Below are 13,456 nucleotides of genomic sequence, written 5' to 3'. Positions count from 1 at the left end.
ACCCGAGGTGGCCACCCCCCGCGTGATGGCCGCCGTCACCGGGTCGCTGTACTGCGCCGGCGGGTCCGTCGTCCTCGCCGCCGGGCTGGACGGGCTGCCGGTCACCCCGGCCGTGGTCGGCCTGCTGGCCATCGGGGTGCTGTCGGTGCTCACCGGGCTGGCCTGCCTGCGCTGGGGCCGCCTGCTGGGCCGGGGCGTCTACCACCTCCTGGTCGCCGCCGGCACCGTCCTCATCGCCGCCGCCTCGCTGCTGGCCGAGCACCCCGCCACGGCCACCGCGCTGGCCGGGCTGATGGTCTTCGTGGCGCTGGACTCGTTCTTCTACTTCGCCGGCCTGGGGGCCGTGCTGCAGCTGCTGGGTGCCATGGCCGGGGGCACGGCGGTGCTGCTGGTCCGCCCGGACGTGCCCGACGCCGTCCCGGTCGCGCTGTGCCTGGTGTGCGTGGCGGTCGCCGTGGTCGTGGGGGCACTCGTGCGCCGCGCCTCCAGCGCCAGCCAGGACCCGCTGACCGGCCTGGCCAACCGGCGCGGGTTCGACGACGCGGTCGATCGGCTGCTGCCGCTGTGCGCCCGCACCGGCACCCCGCTGTCGGCCGCCCTGCTCGACATCGACCACTTCAAAGCGATCAACGACACCCACGGGCACGCCGTCGGGGACGACCTGCTGCGCCTGGTGGCCGACCGCTGGTCACCGGCCCTGCCCGCGGGCGCGGTGCTGGCCCGGCACGGCGGCGACGAGTTCTCCCTGCTGCTGCCCGACTCCGCCGGGCCGGTGGCGCTGGCCGTGGTGGAGCAGCTGCGCAACGCCGTGCCCGAGGTCGGGCTGTCCTGCGGGGTGACCCAGCTGCAGCCCGGGGAGACCGCGTCGCAGCTGATGCGCCGGGCCGACCGGGCGCTGTACCAGGCCAAGGCGGCCGGGCGGGCGCGCAGCGTGCTCGACGACTCCGGCCCCGACCCGCTGGCCACCGAGCTCGCGGCCGCGCTGGCCGGGGACCCGGTCGCCGCCGGTCTGCAGGTCCACTACCAGGGCATCGTCACCCTCGCCGACGGCGCGGTCGTCGGCGTGGAGGCGCTGGCCCGCTGGGCGCACCCCACCCTCGGCCCGCTCTCGCCGGCCCGGTTCATCCCGCTGGCCGAGCAGACCGGGCTCATCGGGGCGCTGGGCGCCCACGTGCTGCGCACGGCCTGCGCGGACCTGGCCGACCTGCACGCGCGCACCGGCCGCCGGCTGCTGCTCACCGTGAACGTCTCGGGCCACCAGCTGTGCGACCCCGACTTCCCCGACCTGGTCGGCGCCGCGCTGGCCGGCACCGGGTGGCCGGCCGGGTCCACGGTGATCGAGGTGACGGAGAACCTGTTCGAGGCGGAGTCCCCCGCCGCGGTGGCGGCCCTGGACACCCTGCGCGAGCAGGGTCTGTCGGTGGCCATCGACGACTTCGGGACCGGCTACTCGTCGCTGGCCCGGCTGGACACGCTGCCGGCGGACTTCCTCAAGCTGGACCACTCGTTCGTCTCGGCGCTGACCACGTCGTCGAAGCGGGCCCGGCTGATGCGCAGCATCATGGCGCTGTCGGACGCCCTGGGGCTGCAGCTCATCGCCGAGGGCGTGGAGACCCCGGCCCAGGCCGACCTGCTCCGCTCGCTGGGCTGCCTCTACGCGCAGGGCTACCACTTCAGCCGACCGGTCCCGATCGCCGAGGTCGAGGCCCTGCTCGACGGTGCCGCGGACCCGGTCCCGGCCGTGCCCCCGGTGCGCCGGTAGACCCCTCGGCCGGCACTCCTAGACTCCCGGCGACGACTCACGGCGGCGACTCCCGGCGACGCACGGCGAGGACAGGAGCGACCACCGGTGGTGACCGACGGCGTGGCCGACCCCTCGGGCCCACCGGCGCAGAGCGGTCCACCGACCGGGACGATCGACCCGCCCAGCCTCGTCGAGCTCACCACCCGGCGGCTGCGGGAGCAGATCCTGGCCGGTGCGCTGCAGCCGGGCGAGCGGATCATCGAGGAGCAGATCACCCGCCGGTACGGCATCAGCCGCGCACCGGTCCGGGAGGCGTTGCGGCTGCTGGCGGAGCAGGGGCTGGTGGAGCACGAGCCACGGCGGGGCGTGCGGGTGCGCGAGTGGTCCCCGGACGACATCCGCCAGCTGTTCGAGGTCCGGCACGTCCTGGAGCGGCACGCGGTGGCCAGCGCGCTCCCCCTCCCCACCGGCGGGGACCCGCTCGCGGCCGTTCGCGACCGGCTGGCCCAGATGCGCCGGGCCGCCGACGACGGGGACGAGCTGTCCCGGGACGACGCCCACCGCGCCTTCCACGCCGCGGTCGTGGAGCTGGCCGGCAACCGGCAGCTGGAGCTCGCGCTCGCCCCCGTGCTGCTCAAGCTGCAGCTGCCCATGGCGGTCAACCTGCGGCGCGAGTCCGAGCGGCGCGATCCCGGCCAGGGCCTGCTCCGCCACCAGGCGTTGCTCGCCGCGCTGGAGACGGAGGACGTCGGGGTGGTGCTCCGGGCGCTGGACGCGCACGGCGAGCTGGCCTACCTGGACCTCTGACCCGCCCGGCACCCGGGCGCTGTGCGACCGGCGCCACACAGCCGTAACCGAGGACACCGCACGCCGGCAACACGAATTGTCGACAATCGACTACGTGACCGTCCCGGGACCGACACCGCAGCCGACCATCACGGCGCTGGGCGCGGCGTTCCGTGCCGGCACCCTCACCCCGCACCGCCTGCTGGCCGACCTCGCCGACCGCATCGAGGAGCGGGGGGCCGACGGCGTCTGGATCAGCACGGTCCCGCGCGCGGGGCTCCTGGCCCGGGCCGCCGAGCTGGAGGCGGACCCCGCAGCAGCCGCCCTGCCGCTGTACGGCATCCCGTTCGCGGTGAAGGACAGCCTGGACGTCGCCCAGCTGCCCACCACCTGCGCGTGCCCGGACTTCGCCTACCACCCGACGACGTCGGCCACCGTCGTCCGTCGGCTCGAGGCGGCCGGGGCCGTCGTGGTCGGCAAGACCAACCTCGACCAGTTCGCCACCGGCCTGAACGGGACCCGCTCGCCCTACGGCATCCCGCGCAGCGTCTACGGCGCCGACCTGGTCTCCGGCGGGTCGAGCTCGGGATCGGCCGTGGCGGTCGCGGCCGGCCTGGTCCCCTTCGCGGTGGCGACGGACACCGCCGGGTCCGGCCGGGTGCCGGCGGCCCTGAACGGGATCCCCGGGTTCAAGCCCTCCCGGGGGCTGATCAGCACCACCGGCCTCGTCCCGGCCTGCCGGTCGCTGGACTGCGTCACGCTGATGGCGTCCACGGTGGAGGACCTCCGGCTGGTCCTCGACGTCGCGGCCGAGGTCGACGACGAGGACCCGTGGAGCCGCCCCCGGGTCGCCCGGCGGGCACCCCGGCCCCGGATCGGGCTGCCCCCGGACGCGGAGCTGGTGTTCTCCGACGAACCGCTGAGGACGGCCCACCGGGCCGCCACCGCCGCGCTGGACCTCGTCGGCCCCACCCGGGCCGTGCCGCTGGCCCCGTTCCTGGCAGCCGGGGACCTGCTCTACGCCGGCCCGTGGGTGGCCGAGCGCCTGGTGGAGTTCGAGGACTTCCTGGACCGTCGACCGGACTCCGTGCACCCCGTGGTCGCCGACATCCTGCGCAGCGGCCGCCGGCACACCGCGGTGGACACCTTCCGCGCCCAGCAGCGGCTGCAGGAGCTGCGCGCCGAGGTCGGCCGGCTGTGGCGGGAGGTGGACGTCGTCGTCCTGCCGACCGTGCCGGGCACGTTCACCGTGCCCGAGGTGCTCGACGACCCGGTCGCCACCAACACCGTGCTGGGCACCTACACGCACTGCGGCAACCTGCTGGACCTGTGCGCGGTCGTGGTGCCGGCGGGGACCACGACCGACGGCCGGCCGTGCAGCCTCATGGTGCTGGGCCCGGCACTGGCCGACGACGTGGTGCTCGACGTCGGGGCCAGGCTGGCCGCGCTGCTCGGCCCCCCGCAACCGGTCCCGTCCTCGGTCCCGTCCTCGCCGCTCGTCGTGGTCGGCCACCACCTGGCGGGCCAGCCGCGCAACCACGAGCTCACCGACCGCGGAGCCCGGCTGGTCGAGACCACCTGCACGGACGCCGGGCACCGGCTGCTCCGGATCGACGGGTCGCCCCCGGTGCCGGCCCTGCTCCCGTCGGCGACCGGGGGCGGCCGCATCGAGGTGGAGGTCTGGGACGTGCCCGACGACCAGCTCGCCGGGTTCCTGGACCTCCTCCCCCCGGTGCTGGTGCTCGGCCGCGTCGCGCTCGCCGACGGCCGCACCGTGCCCGGGCTGGTCTGCGCCCCCCAGGTCGCCACCGGCGACAGCGGCCACCGGACCACCGACATCACCGCGACCGGCGGGTGGCGCCGCCACCTCGACCAGATCCCTGGCGCCCTCGAGGAGACCCCGTGAGGACGACGCTCACCGTCCCGGCCGACCCGGCACCCGTGGTGCTCGACACCGGCTCGACCGCCCTGCTGGTCATCGACATGCAGCGGGACTTCCTGCTGCCCGGCGGGTTCGGCGAGAGCCTGGGCAACGACGTCGGCCGACTGCAGCAGGTCGTCCCGCCGCTGCGCCGGGTGCTCGCCGCCTGCCGGGAGGCGGGCCTGCTCGTGGTGCACACCCGCGAGGGGCACCTGCCCGACCTCTCGGACTGCCCGCCCGCGAAGCTCGGCCGCGGCGCACCGAGCAGCCGGATCGGGGATCCCGGCCGCTACGGCCGCATCCTCGTCCGCGGCGAGTACGGCCACGACATCGTCGACGAGCTCGCCCCGCTGCCCGGTGAGCCGGTGGTCGACAAGCCCGGCAAGGGCGCGTTCTACGCCACCGACCTCGAGGACCGGTTGCGCGCCACGGGCGTGCGGACGCTGCTGGTCACCGGGGTCACCACCGAGGTCTGCGTGCACACCACCGTGCGGGAGGCCAACGACCGCGGCTACGAGTGCGTCGTCCTCGGGGACTGCGTGGGTTCCTACGACCCCGAGTTCCAGCGGGTCGGCCTCGCCATGGTCAGCGCGCAGGGCGGCCTCTTCGGCTGGGTGTCGGACTCGGCGGCCCTGCTCGGCGCCCTCGCTCCCCTGACCACCACCACCGCACCGACCCCCTGAGACCGGAGACCGAGATGAGCGCTGGCAGCGACGCACCCCCGCAGGCCCTCCGCTGGTGGACCCGGGGGGACACCAACGCCGCCTTCGGGCTGGGCTTCAACATCCTGGTCAACGTCCTGACCCTGACCGGGCTCATGATCGGCGTCGTGGGCGTGCCGGCCGACGACGTGCTGGGGACGGTCCTGCCCGCGCTGGGCGTCGCGCTGGTCCTGGGCAACGGCTACTACACGTTCCTCGCCCGCCGGCTGGCCCGGCGCGACGGGCGCACCGACGTCACCGCGCTGCCCTACGGGCCCAGCGTCCCGCACATGTTCATCGTCGTCTTCGTGATCATGCTGCCGGTCTACCTCACCAGCGGGGACGCGGTGCGCGCCTGGGAGGCCGGGTTGGCCTGGGCGTTCGTCATCGGTGTCATCGTGCTGATCGGCGCCTTCGTCGGACCGCTGATCCGCCGGTTCACCCCCAGGGCAGCCCTGCTGGGCACGCTGGCCGGGATCTCGCTGACCTTCATCTCCATGCGCCCCGCGGCGCAGATGTGGGATGCGGCCTGGATCGGCCTACCGGTCCTGGCGGTGATCCTCATCGGCTTCCTCACCGGCATCCGGCTGCCCGGCAACATCCCGATCGGACTGGCGGCCCTGCTGCTGGGCACCGCCATCGGCTGGATCGGTGGGTACATGTCGGTGCCCGACGTGGGCGCGGCGGTGAGCGACATCGCCGTGGGCCTGCCCGACCTCCGGCTGGACATGCTGGCCTCGGGGCTGCGCGACCTGGCACCGCTGCTGGCCACGGCCATCCCGCTGGGCGTCTACAACTTCACCGAGGCGATGAGCAACGTGGAGTCCGCCGCCGCGGCCGGGGACGCCTACGACCTGCGCAGCGTGCTGCTGGCCGACGGGGCCGGGGCCGTGATCGGCTCGGCGCTGGGCTCGCCGTTCCCGCCGGCGGTCTACATCGGCCACCCCGGCTGGAAGGACGCGGGCGGGCGGATCGGGTACTCGCTGGCCAGCGGCGTGGTCGTCGCGGCCCTGTGCTTCCTGGGCCTGTTCGGTCTGCTGTCGGCGCTGCTGCCGCTGCCGGCCATCGTGCCGATCCTGCTCTACATCGGGCTGCTGATCGGTGCCCAGGCCTTCCAGGCGGTTCCGCGGATCCACGCGGCGGCGGTGGTCATCGCCGTCCTGCCCAACCTCGCGTCGTGGGCGGCCGGGCTCATCGACAACTCGCTGGCCGCGGCCGGCACCACCGCCGACCAGGTCGGGCAGGAGGCACTGGGCAACGCCGGGGTGGTCTACGACGGGTTGAACACCCTCGGGCAGGGCGCCGTGCTCGCCGGTCTGGTGCTGGGCGCGGTGGTGACCTTCGTGATCGACCGGCGGTTCCTGGCCGCCGGGATCGCGGCCGCGACCGGGGCGGCGCTGTCCTTCGTCGGCCTGGTCCACGCCCCCGAGGTGGCCTGGGCGGCCAACCCGCAGGTCGCGCTGGGCTACCTGCTGATGGGCGCGGTCTGCGTGGCCGCCGGTGCGCTGCGCGGTCACCCGTCGCCCGCGGACGCGGGAGCCCCTGCAGAGACACCCGCCGACACCCCTGCCGCGGCGGGCGTGGCACAGGTCGACGACCCCGGGCACGCCCCGGGCCCGCCGGCCGCCGACGTCGAGCCCGTGCTCGACCGGCCGGCCGGGGGCACGGAGCGCGGCTGAGGATCCTCAGACCTCGACGGTGCCCCCGCTGCGCCAGTAGACCCCGGCGTCCCGGGACAGGAGCCCCTCGTCGACCAGGTACCGGCGCAGGGCCGCGGTGTCCGGGTGCCAGACCGCCAGCAGCGCGTTGACCTCGCGCTCGGGGTAGCGCACGCCGGGCTCGAAGACCCGCACCAGGTGGTCCAGGACGACCAGCCGCTTGCCGCGGTGCGCCGGGATCGACGTCAGCCGGCCCTCGCGCACGAAGGACTGCAGGACCGCGTCGGCCGCCGGGTCCGGCGACAGCGGCTCCGGGGGCGGCCGGTGCTCCCCCGCCGCCCGGGCCGCCGCGGCGAACACCTCGGTGCGCAGCTGCAGGGCCGCGCCGTCCCGGCGGACCAACCCGCCCCGGCCGAGCCGGCGGGCGGCCAGCGCCACCTCCGTCGGCGTGCGGCCGGTGGCCGCGGCCACCCCGTCGATGTCGGCGGCGCCCAGCGCGAGCGCGGCGACCACGGCCAGGCGCACCTCGTCGGCCAGCAGGCCGGCCAGCTTGGCGGCGTCCGGATCGGTACCCACGGTGCGCGACGCTACGGTCACCCGGTGACGAGCGCTCGCGGGTGGACCGAGGACATGCAACTGGCGCACGTGCTGGCCGACCAGGCCGACTCGATCAGCATGGACCGGTTCAAGGCGCAGGACCTGGTGGTGGACACCAAGCCGGACCTGACGCCGGTCACCGACGCCGACCGCGCGGTGGAGCAGCAGCTGCGCAGCTCGCTGGCCCGCACCCGCACCCGGGACGCCGTCCAGGGCGAGGAGTTCGGCACCACCGGGCACGGCTCGCGGCGGTGGGTCATCGACCCGATCGACGGCACGAAGAACTTCGTCCGCGGCGTCCCCGTCTGGGCGACGCTCATCGCGCTGCTGGACGGCGAGACCCCGGTCGTCGGGATGGTCAGCGCCCCGGCGCTGGGCCGGCGCTGGTGGGCCGCCGCCGGGGTGGGCGCCTACACCGGCCGCCGGCTGGAGTCGGCGACCCGCTGCCACGTGTCGGGGGTGACCGAGCTGGCCGACGCCTCGCTGTCGTACTCGTCGCTGTCGGGCTGGGAGGAGCGCGACCGGCTCGACGGCTTCCTCGACCTGACCCGGTCGGTCTGGCGGACCCGGGCCTACGGCGACTTCTGGAGCTACACGATGGTGGCCGAGGGAGCCGTCGACGTCGCCTGCGAGCCCGAGGTGTCGCTGTGGGACCTGGCCGCGCTGGACATCATCGTGCGGGAGGCCGGCGGCCGGTTCACCGACCTCGACGGCACCCCCGGCCCGGCCGGCGGGAGTGCGGTGGCCAGCAACGGCCACCTGCACCCCGCCGTCCTGGCGGCGCTGCCCACCCGCTGATCAGCGGGCGGTGCCACCGCCCTTGCCGCCCTGCAGCTTGCTGCGGACCTGGTCGATCTTGGCCCGGTTCTTCGGGTCCTTGGCGAACTGCTGGGCCTTGTCGGTGGCCGTGCGGATGGCGCGCTGGCCCTGGGGGCTCTTGGCGAACTGGGTGAGCTTGCTGATCAGCGATGCCACGAGGGGTCACCTTCCGTGTGCGGGACCTGCGAGCGGGTCCTCCCAGGATCCTCAACGGTGGCAGGTCGCCCGGCGTTCCGCAGGTCAGCGGTCCAGGAAGCCCCCGGCCCGGCCGTTGCGGTCGGCGAGCAGCCCGGCCAGCGTGGACACGGCGATCTCTGCCGGGGCCCGCGAGCCGATGTCCAGCCCGATCGGCCGGTGCACCCGGGCGACCTCGGCCGGCGGCACGCCGAGCGCGGCCAGCGCGGCCACGTGCGGGCCCTCGTGCCGGGGGTTGCCCATCAGCCCGATCCACCGGGTCGAGGTCGCGAGGGCATCGCGCAGCACCTCGCCCAGCTCGTCGCGGTGGTGGTCGCAGACGACGACGTCGGCGTGCGGCTCGGCGGGCACCGCGGTCAGCCGGGTCGTGCCCGCGGGCAGCCCGTCGACGTCGCGGTCCCCGGGCTCGACCAGCACGGGCGCGTAGCCGCACTCCGCGCCCAGCCGCAGCAGGGCCGCGGCGACCGGCGAGGCGAACACGGCCACCAGCACCCGGTCGGTCACCGGGTCCGCCGCGTCGCCGTGCGCGACCCCGCAGTTCGGGTCGGCGGTCACCGGGCCGGGCTGTCGCCGTAGGCGTAGCCGGCGTCGGCGTACCGGCCGCCCTCGGCCGCCCCGGGCGGGGCGATCTGCTCCAGCCGGGCCAGGTCGTCGGCGGTCAGCTCGACCGCGTCGGCCCCGGCGTTCTCCTCCAGGTAGCTGCGCCGCTTGGTGCCCGGGATCGGGACGACGTCCTCGCCCTGCGCCGACACCCAGGCCAGCGCCAGCTGCCCGGCGGTGACGCCCTTCTCCGTCGCCAGCGCCCGGACGGCGTCGACCAGCCGCAGGTTGGCGTCGAACGCCTCGCCCTGGAACCGCGGCATGCCCTTCCGGAAGTCGTCGTCGCCGAAGTCGGCGGGGCTGGTGATCGCCCCGGTGAGGAATCCACGGCCCAGCGGGGAGAACGGCACGATGCCGATCCCGTGCTCGCGGGCGACCGCGAGGACGCCGCTGCTCTCCAGGTCGCGGGTCCACAGCGACCACTCGCTCTGCAGCGCGGTGATCGGGTGCACCGCGGCGGCCCGGCGGACCGAGTCGGCGGAGGCCTCCGACAGCCCGAGGTGCCGGACCTTGCCGGCCTGGACGAGCTCGGCCATCGCCCCGACGGTGTCCTCGATCGGGACCTGCCGGTCCACCCGGTGCTGGTAGTAGAGGTCGATGGTATCCACGCCCAGGCGGCGCAGGCTGGCCTCGCAGCGGGCCCGCACGTTCTCCGGTCGGCCGTCGATGGCCATCACGCCGTCGGGCTGGCGGGAGATGGAGAACTTGGTGGCCAGCTGGACGTCGTCCCGGCGGGTGCGCAGGCGCTCGGCGAGCAGCTCCTCGTTGTGCCCGTCGCCGTAGACGTCGGAGGTGTCCCAGAAGGTGATGCCCAGCTCGAGGGCCCGGTCCAGGGTCGCGAGGGACTCGTCGCGGTCCGCCGTCCCGTAGGACTGGCTCATCCCCATGCAGCCCAGGCCCTGCGCGGAAACGTCGAGGTCGCCGAGCCGGCGCCGGCTGATCGGTGTGGTCATGGGTCGATCCTGCTCACGACCGGGCCAGGCCGTCCACCCGACCGCGCTCGATCCCGGTCAGCGCGAAGCCGAGCACGTCGGCGTTGGCCGCGATCCGCTCCGGGGTGACCGACTTGGGGATGACGACGACGCCGTGGTCCAGGTGCCAGCGCAGCACGACCTGGGCGGTGGTCACCCCGTGCGCCCCGGCGATCTCCACCAGCACCGGGTCGTCGAGGTCGGTGCTCTTGAACGGGCTGTAGCCCTCGAGCACGACCCCGCGTTTCCGCTGGCCCTCGAGCACGTCGGCGTCGAAGAGCGAGGGCGCCCAGCGCACCTGGTTCACCGCCGGCATCACCCCCGTCGCCTCGGCCAGCTCGTCGAGCTGGGCCAGGGAGAAGTTGGACACGCCGACGTCCCGGGCCAGACCGGCGTCCCGCGCGGCGACGAACTCCCGCCACAGCGCGACGTCGTCGCCCCCGGTGGACCAGTGCACCAGCCACAGGTCGACCTGCTCGACACCGAGGGCGGACAGCGACGCCTCCAGCGTCGACCGGGCGGCCGAGGCCCGCTCCGGGGGCAGCTTGGTGGTCACGAAGACCTCCTCGCGGGGGACGTCGGAGTCCGCAAGCGCCCGGCCGACCTCGGCCTCGTTGCGGTACATCGTGGCGGTGTCCAGGTGCCGGTACCCGGCGTCCAGGGCGGCCCGGACGGCGTCCGTGCACGCGGTCCCGGTGATCTGCCAGGTGCCGAACCCCAGCAGCGGCATGGCTCCGCCGCCGGGCAGTGCGGCCGTGGGCTGCTGCGTCGCTGTCATGCCCGGTGCCCTGCCCGGGGACGGCGGCACCGACACGTGGGATCGTCGGCACGGACCGGGGACCCCGGCCGCCCCGCACACCCACGCTGGAGGACCTCCCGTGCAGTACGCCGAGTCCGTCGTCGACCTCATCGGGAACACCCCGCTGGTGCGCCTGACCAAGGTCACCGAGCACCTGGGTCCTGACGCCCCGCTGGTGCTGGCCAAGGTCGAGTACGTCAACCCGGGCGGGTCGGTCAAGGACCGCATCGCCGTGCGGATGATCGACGCCGCGGAGGCGTCGGGGGCCCTGCAGCCCGGCGGCACGATCGTGGAGCCCACCAGCGGCAACACCGGTGTCGGGCTGGCCATCGTGGCCCAGCAGCGCGGCTACAAGTGCATCTTCATCTGCCCGGACAAGGTCAGCGCGGACAAGGTCAACACGCTGCGGGCCTATGGCGCCCAGGTCGTGGTCTGCCCGACCGCGGTGGACCCGTCGGACCCGCGGTCCTACTACTCGGTCTCCGACCGGCTCGCCCGGGAGACCCCCGGCGGCTGGAAGCCCGACCAGTACTCCAACCCGAACAACCCGCGCAGCCACTACGAGACCACCGGCCCGGAGATCTGGGCGCAGACCGACGGCCGGGTCACCCACTTCGTCACCGGTGCCGGCACCGGCGGCACCATCTCCGGCGTCGGGCGCTACCTCAAGGAGGCCTCCGGCGGGGCGGTGCAGGTCATCGGCGCCGACCCGGAGGGCTCGGTCTACTCCGGCGGCACCGGGCGGCCCTACCTGGTCGAGGGCGTCGGCGAGGACTTCTGGCCCTCGACCTACGACCAGACCGTGGCCGACGAGATCGTCGCGGTCAGCGACGGCGACTCCTTCGCGATGACCCGGCGGCTGGCCCGCGAGGAGGGCCTGCTGGTCGGCGGCTCCTGCGGCATGGCCGTGGTCGCCGCGCTGCGGGTGGCGGAGAAGCTGACCAAGGACGACGTCCTGGTGGTGCTGCTGCCCGACGGCGGCCGCGGCTACCTGAAGAAGATCTTCGACGACGAGTGGATGGCCGACTACGGCTTCGTCGAGGCCGCCGACGGCGAGACGGTGGGCGAGCTGCTGCGGGCCAAGTCCGGCGACGGCGACGCGCTGCCGGCCCTGGTGCACACCCACCCCACCGAGACCGTCCGCGAGGCCATCGACATCCTGCGCGAGTACGGCGTCTCCCAGATGCCGGTCGTGCGGGCCGAGCCGCCGGTCACCGCCGGCGAGGTGGTCGGCTCGGTCGAGGAGAAGGCACTGCTGGACGCGCTGTTCTCCGGTGCCGCCGCGCTGTCGGACACCCTGGAGAAGCACATGAGCGCGCCGCTGCCGATCATCGGCTCCGGCGATCCGGTGTCCGCCGCGGTCGCCGCCCTCGGCGGGGCCGACGCGCTGCTGGTGCACGAGGACGGCAAGCCCGCCGGCGTGGTCACCCGGCAGGACGTGCTCGGCCACCTCGCCGGCATCCCCGCCGCCGTGCCTCCTACGGTGACGGCATGACCGACCCGCACTCCCCCGCGTCGACGCACGGCTTCAGCACCCGGGCGATCCACGCCGGCCAGGAGCCCGACCCGACCACCGGCGCCGTCGTCGTCCCGCTGCACCTGACCAGCACCTACAAGCAGGACGGTGTCGGCGGGCTGCGCCAGGGCTACGAGTACAGCCGCAGCGCCAACCCGACCCGCACCGCGCTGCAGGACGCGCTGGCGTCCCTGGAGCAGGGCGCCACCGGCCTGGCGTTCGCCTCCGGGCTGGCCGCCGAGGACGCCCTGCTGCGCACCGTGCTGAACCCCGGCGACCACCTGGTCATCCCGATCGACGCCTACGGCGGCACGTTCCGGCTGATCAGCAAGGTGCTGCAGCGCTGGGGCGTCGACCACACCCCGGTCGACCTCGGTGACCTGGACGCCGTCCGGGCCGCGTTCCGGCCGACCACGAAGCTGGTCTGGTGCGAGACGCCGACCAACCCGCTGCTGGGCATCGCCGACATCGCCGCGCTGGCCCAGCTGGCGCACGAGCACGGCGCGCTGCTCGCGGTGGACAACACCTTCGCCTCGCCCTACCTGCAGCAGCCGCTGACCCTGGGCGCCGACGTGGTCGTGCACTCCACGACGAAGTACCTGGGCGGGCACTCCGACGTCGTCGGCGGGGCGCTGGTCGCCGGCACCGCCGAGCTCGGTGAGCAGCTGGCCTTCCACCAGAACGCGATGGGCGCGGTCGCCGGGCCCTTCGACGCCTGGCTGGTCATGCGCGGCATCAAGACCCTCGGCGTGCGGATGGACCGGCACCAGGCGAACGCCGGGGAGGTGGCCGAGTTCCTGACCTCCCACGCGGCGGTCTCCTCGGTGCTGTACCCCGGGCTGCCGGACCACCCCGGCCACGAGATCGCGGCGAAGCAGATGTCGGGCTTCGGCGGGATGCTGTCGTTCCGGCTGCGCGGCGGCGAGGAGGCGGCGCTGGCCGTCTGCGAGCGCGCCCAGGTGTTCACCCTGGCCGAGTCCCTGGGCGGCGTGGAGTCCCTCGTCGAGCACCCGCACCGGATGACGCACGCCTCGGTCGCCGGCTCCGCGCTGGAGGTGCCCGCCGACCTGGTCCGGCTGTCCGTCGGCATCGAGGACGCCACCGACCTGTTGGCGGACCTGGAGCAGATGCTCGCCTGAGATCCCTGCA

At 74.8% G+C, this 13,456-nt stretch carries 13 protein-coding genes; 8 read left to right on the top strand and 5 right to left on the bottom strand.

The features are described 5' to 3' along the window. Positions 1 to 7: 7 nt before the first annotated feature. The 5 genes from UXQ13_RS07080 to UXQ13_RS07060 all read left to right on the top strand — a co-directional run bounded on the left by UXQ13_RS07080 (position 8) and on the right by UXQ13_RS07060 (position 6,831). On the top strand, positions 8 to 1,762 hold the full coding sequence (locus tag UXQ13_RS07080) for a putative bifunctional diguanylate cyclase/phosphodiesterase (RefSeq protein ID WP_336392067.1): 1,755 nt from the start codon (positions 8 to 10) through the stop codon (positions 1,760 to 1,762). An 87-nt stretch (positions 1,763 to 1,849) separates the two neighbouring features. Further along, on the top strand, positions 1,850 to 2,551 hold the full coding sequence (locus UXQ13_RS07075; RefSeq protein ID WP_336392066.1) for a GntR family transcriptional regulator: 702 nt from the start codon (positions 1,850 to 1,852) through the stop codon (positions 2,549 to 2,551). A gap of 94 nt (positions 2,552 to 2,645) precedes the next feature. Then, positions 2,646 to 4,436, top strand: a complete 1,791-nt coding sequence (gene atzF, locus UXQ13_RS07070; protein ID WP_336392065.1) for an allophanate hydrolase — start codon at positions 2,646 to 2,648, stop codon at positions 4,434 to 4,436. Further along, positions 4,433 to 5,134, top strand: a complete 702-nt coding sequence (locus UXQ13_RS07065; protein ID WP_336392064.1) for a cysteine hydrolase family protein — start codon at positions 4,433 to 4,435, stop codon at positions 5,132 to 5,134. Before atzF ends, UXQ13_RS07065 begins: the two co-directional genes overlap by 4 nt. Before the next feature lie 14 nt (positions 5,135 to 5,148). Next, positions 5,149 to 6,831, top strand: coding sequence for a hypothetical protein (locus UXQ13_RS07060; protein ID WP_336392063.1), 1,683 nt, complete (start codon positions 5,149 to 5,151; stop codon positions 6,829 to 6,831). A gap of 6 nt (positions 6,832 to 6,837) precedes the next feature. Here UXQ13_RS07060 and UXQ13_RS07055 read toward each other — a convergent pair whose 3' ends face one another. Beyond that, the gene (locus UXQ13_RS07055) at positions 6,838 to 7,386 is read right to left on the bottom strand and encodes a DUF2087 domain-containing protein (RefSeq protein WP_225234763.1); all 549 of its coding nucleotides are present in this window, start codon (positions 7,384 to 7,386) and stop codon (positions 6,838 to 6,840) included. Between the two features lie 24 nt (positions 7,387 to 7,410). On the opposite strand from UXQ13_RS07055, the gene hisN reads away from it, so the two are divergent. Next, on the top strand, positions 7,411 to 8,205 hold the full coding sequence (hisN, locus tag UXQ13_RS07050; protein WP_318250017.1) for a histidinol-phosphatase: 795 nt from the start codon (positions 7,411 to 7,413) through the stop codon (positions 8,203 to 8,205). Here the strand turns inward: hisN and UXQ13_RS07045 are convergent, their stop codons facing one another. The 4 genes from UXQ13_RS07045 to UXQ13_RS07030 form a co-directional block, all read right to left on the bottom strand. Then, complete coding sequence (locus UXQ13_RS07045; RefSeq protein WP_225234762.1) at positions 8,206 to 8,382, bottom strand: hypothetical protein; 177 nt, start codon at positions 8,380 to 8,382, stop codon at positions 8,206 to 8,208. 84 nt (positions 8,383 to 8,466) lie between these two features. Further along, a complete protein-coding gene (locus tag UXQ13_RS07040) occupies positions 8,467 to 8,976 on the bottom strand; it encodes an XdhC family protein (protein ID WP_336392062.1) in 510 nt (169 codons plus the stop codon). Then, positions 8,973 to 9,974, bottom strand: coding sequence for an aldo/keto reductase (locus UXQ13_RS07035; protein WP_336392061.1), 1,002 nt, complete (start codon positions 9,972 to 9,974; stop codon positions 8,973 to 8,975). Before UXQ13_RS07035 ends, UXQ13_RS07040 begins: the two co-directional genes overlap by 4 nt. A gap of 13 nt (positions 9,975 to 9,987) precedes the next feature. Next, entirely contained in the window at positions 9,988 to 10,770 is a 783-nt protein-coding gene (locus tag UXQ13_RS07030) for an aldo/keto reductase (RefSeq protein WP_336392060.1), read from the bottom strand. A gap of 100 nt (positions 10,771 to 10,870) precedes the next feature. On the opposite strand from UXQ13_RS07030, the gene UXQ13_RS07025 reads away from it, so the two are divergent. Further along, positions 10,871 to 12,286: a cystathionine beta-synthase gene (locus UXQ13_RS07025; protein ID WP_336392059.1), complete on the top strand. Its 1,416-nt coding sequence runs from the start codon at positions 10,871 to 10,873 to the stop codon at positions 12,284 to 12,286. After that, the gene (locus UXQ13_RS07020; RefSeq protein WP_336392058.1) at positions 12,283 to 13,446 is read left to right on the top strand and encodes a cystathionine gamma-synthase; all 1,164 of its coding nucleotides are present in this window, start codon (positions 12,283 to 12,285) and stop codon (positions 13,444 to 13,446) included. Before UXQ13_RS07025 ends, UXQ13_RS07020 begins: the two co-directional genes overlap by 4 nt. Positions 13,447 to 13,456: the final 10 nt, after the last annotated feature.

The sequence above is a fragment of the Klenkia terrae genome (genome assembly GCF_037083865.1).
Taxonomy (GTDB): domain Bacteria; phylum Actinomycetota; class Actinomycetes; order Mycobacteriales; family Geodermatophilaceae; genus Klenkia; species Klenkia terrae.
Note: the sequence above shows the minus strand (reverse complement) of the source record. Positions and strands in the feature narration are given on the sequence as shown.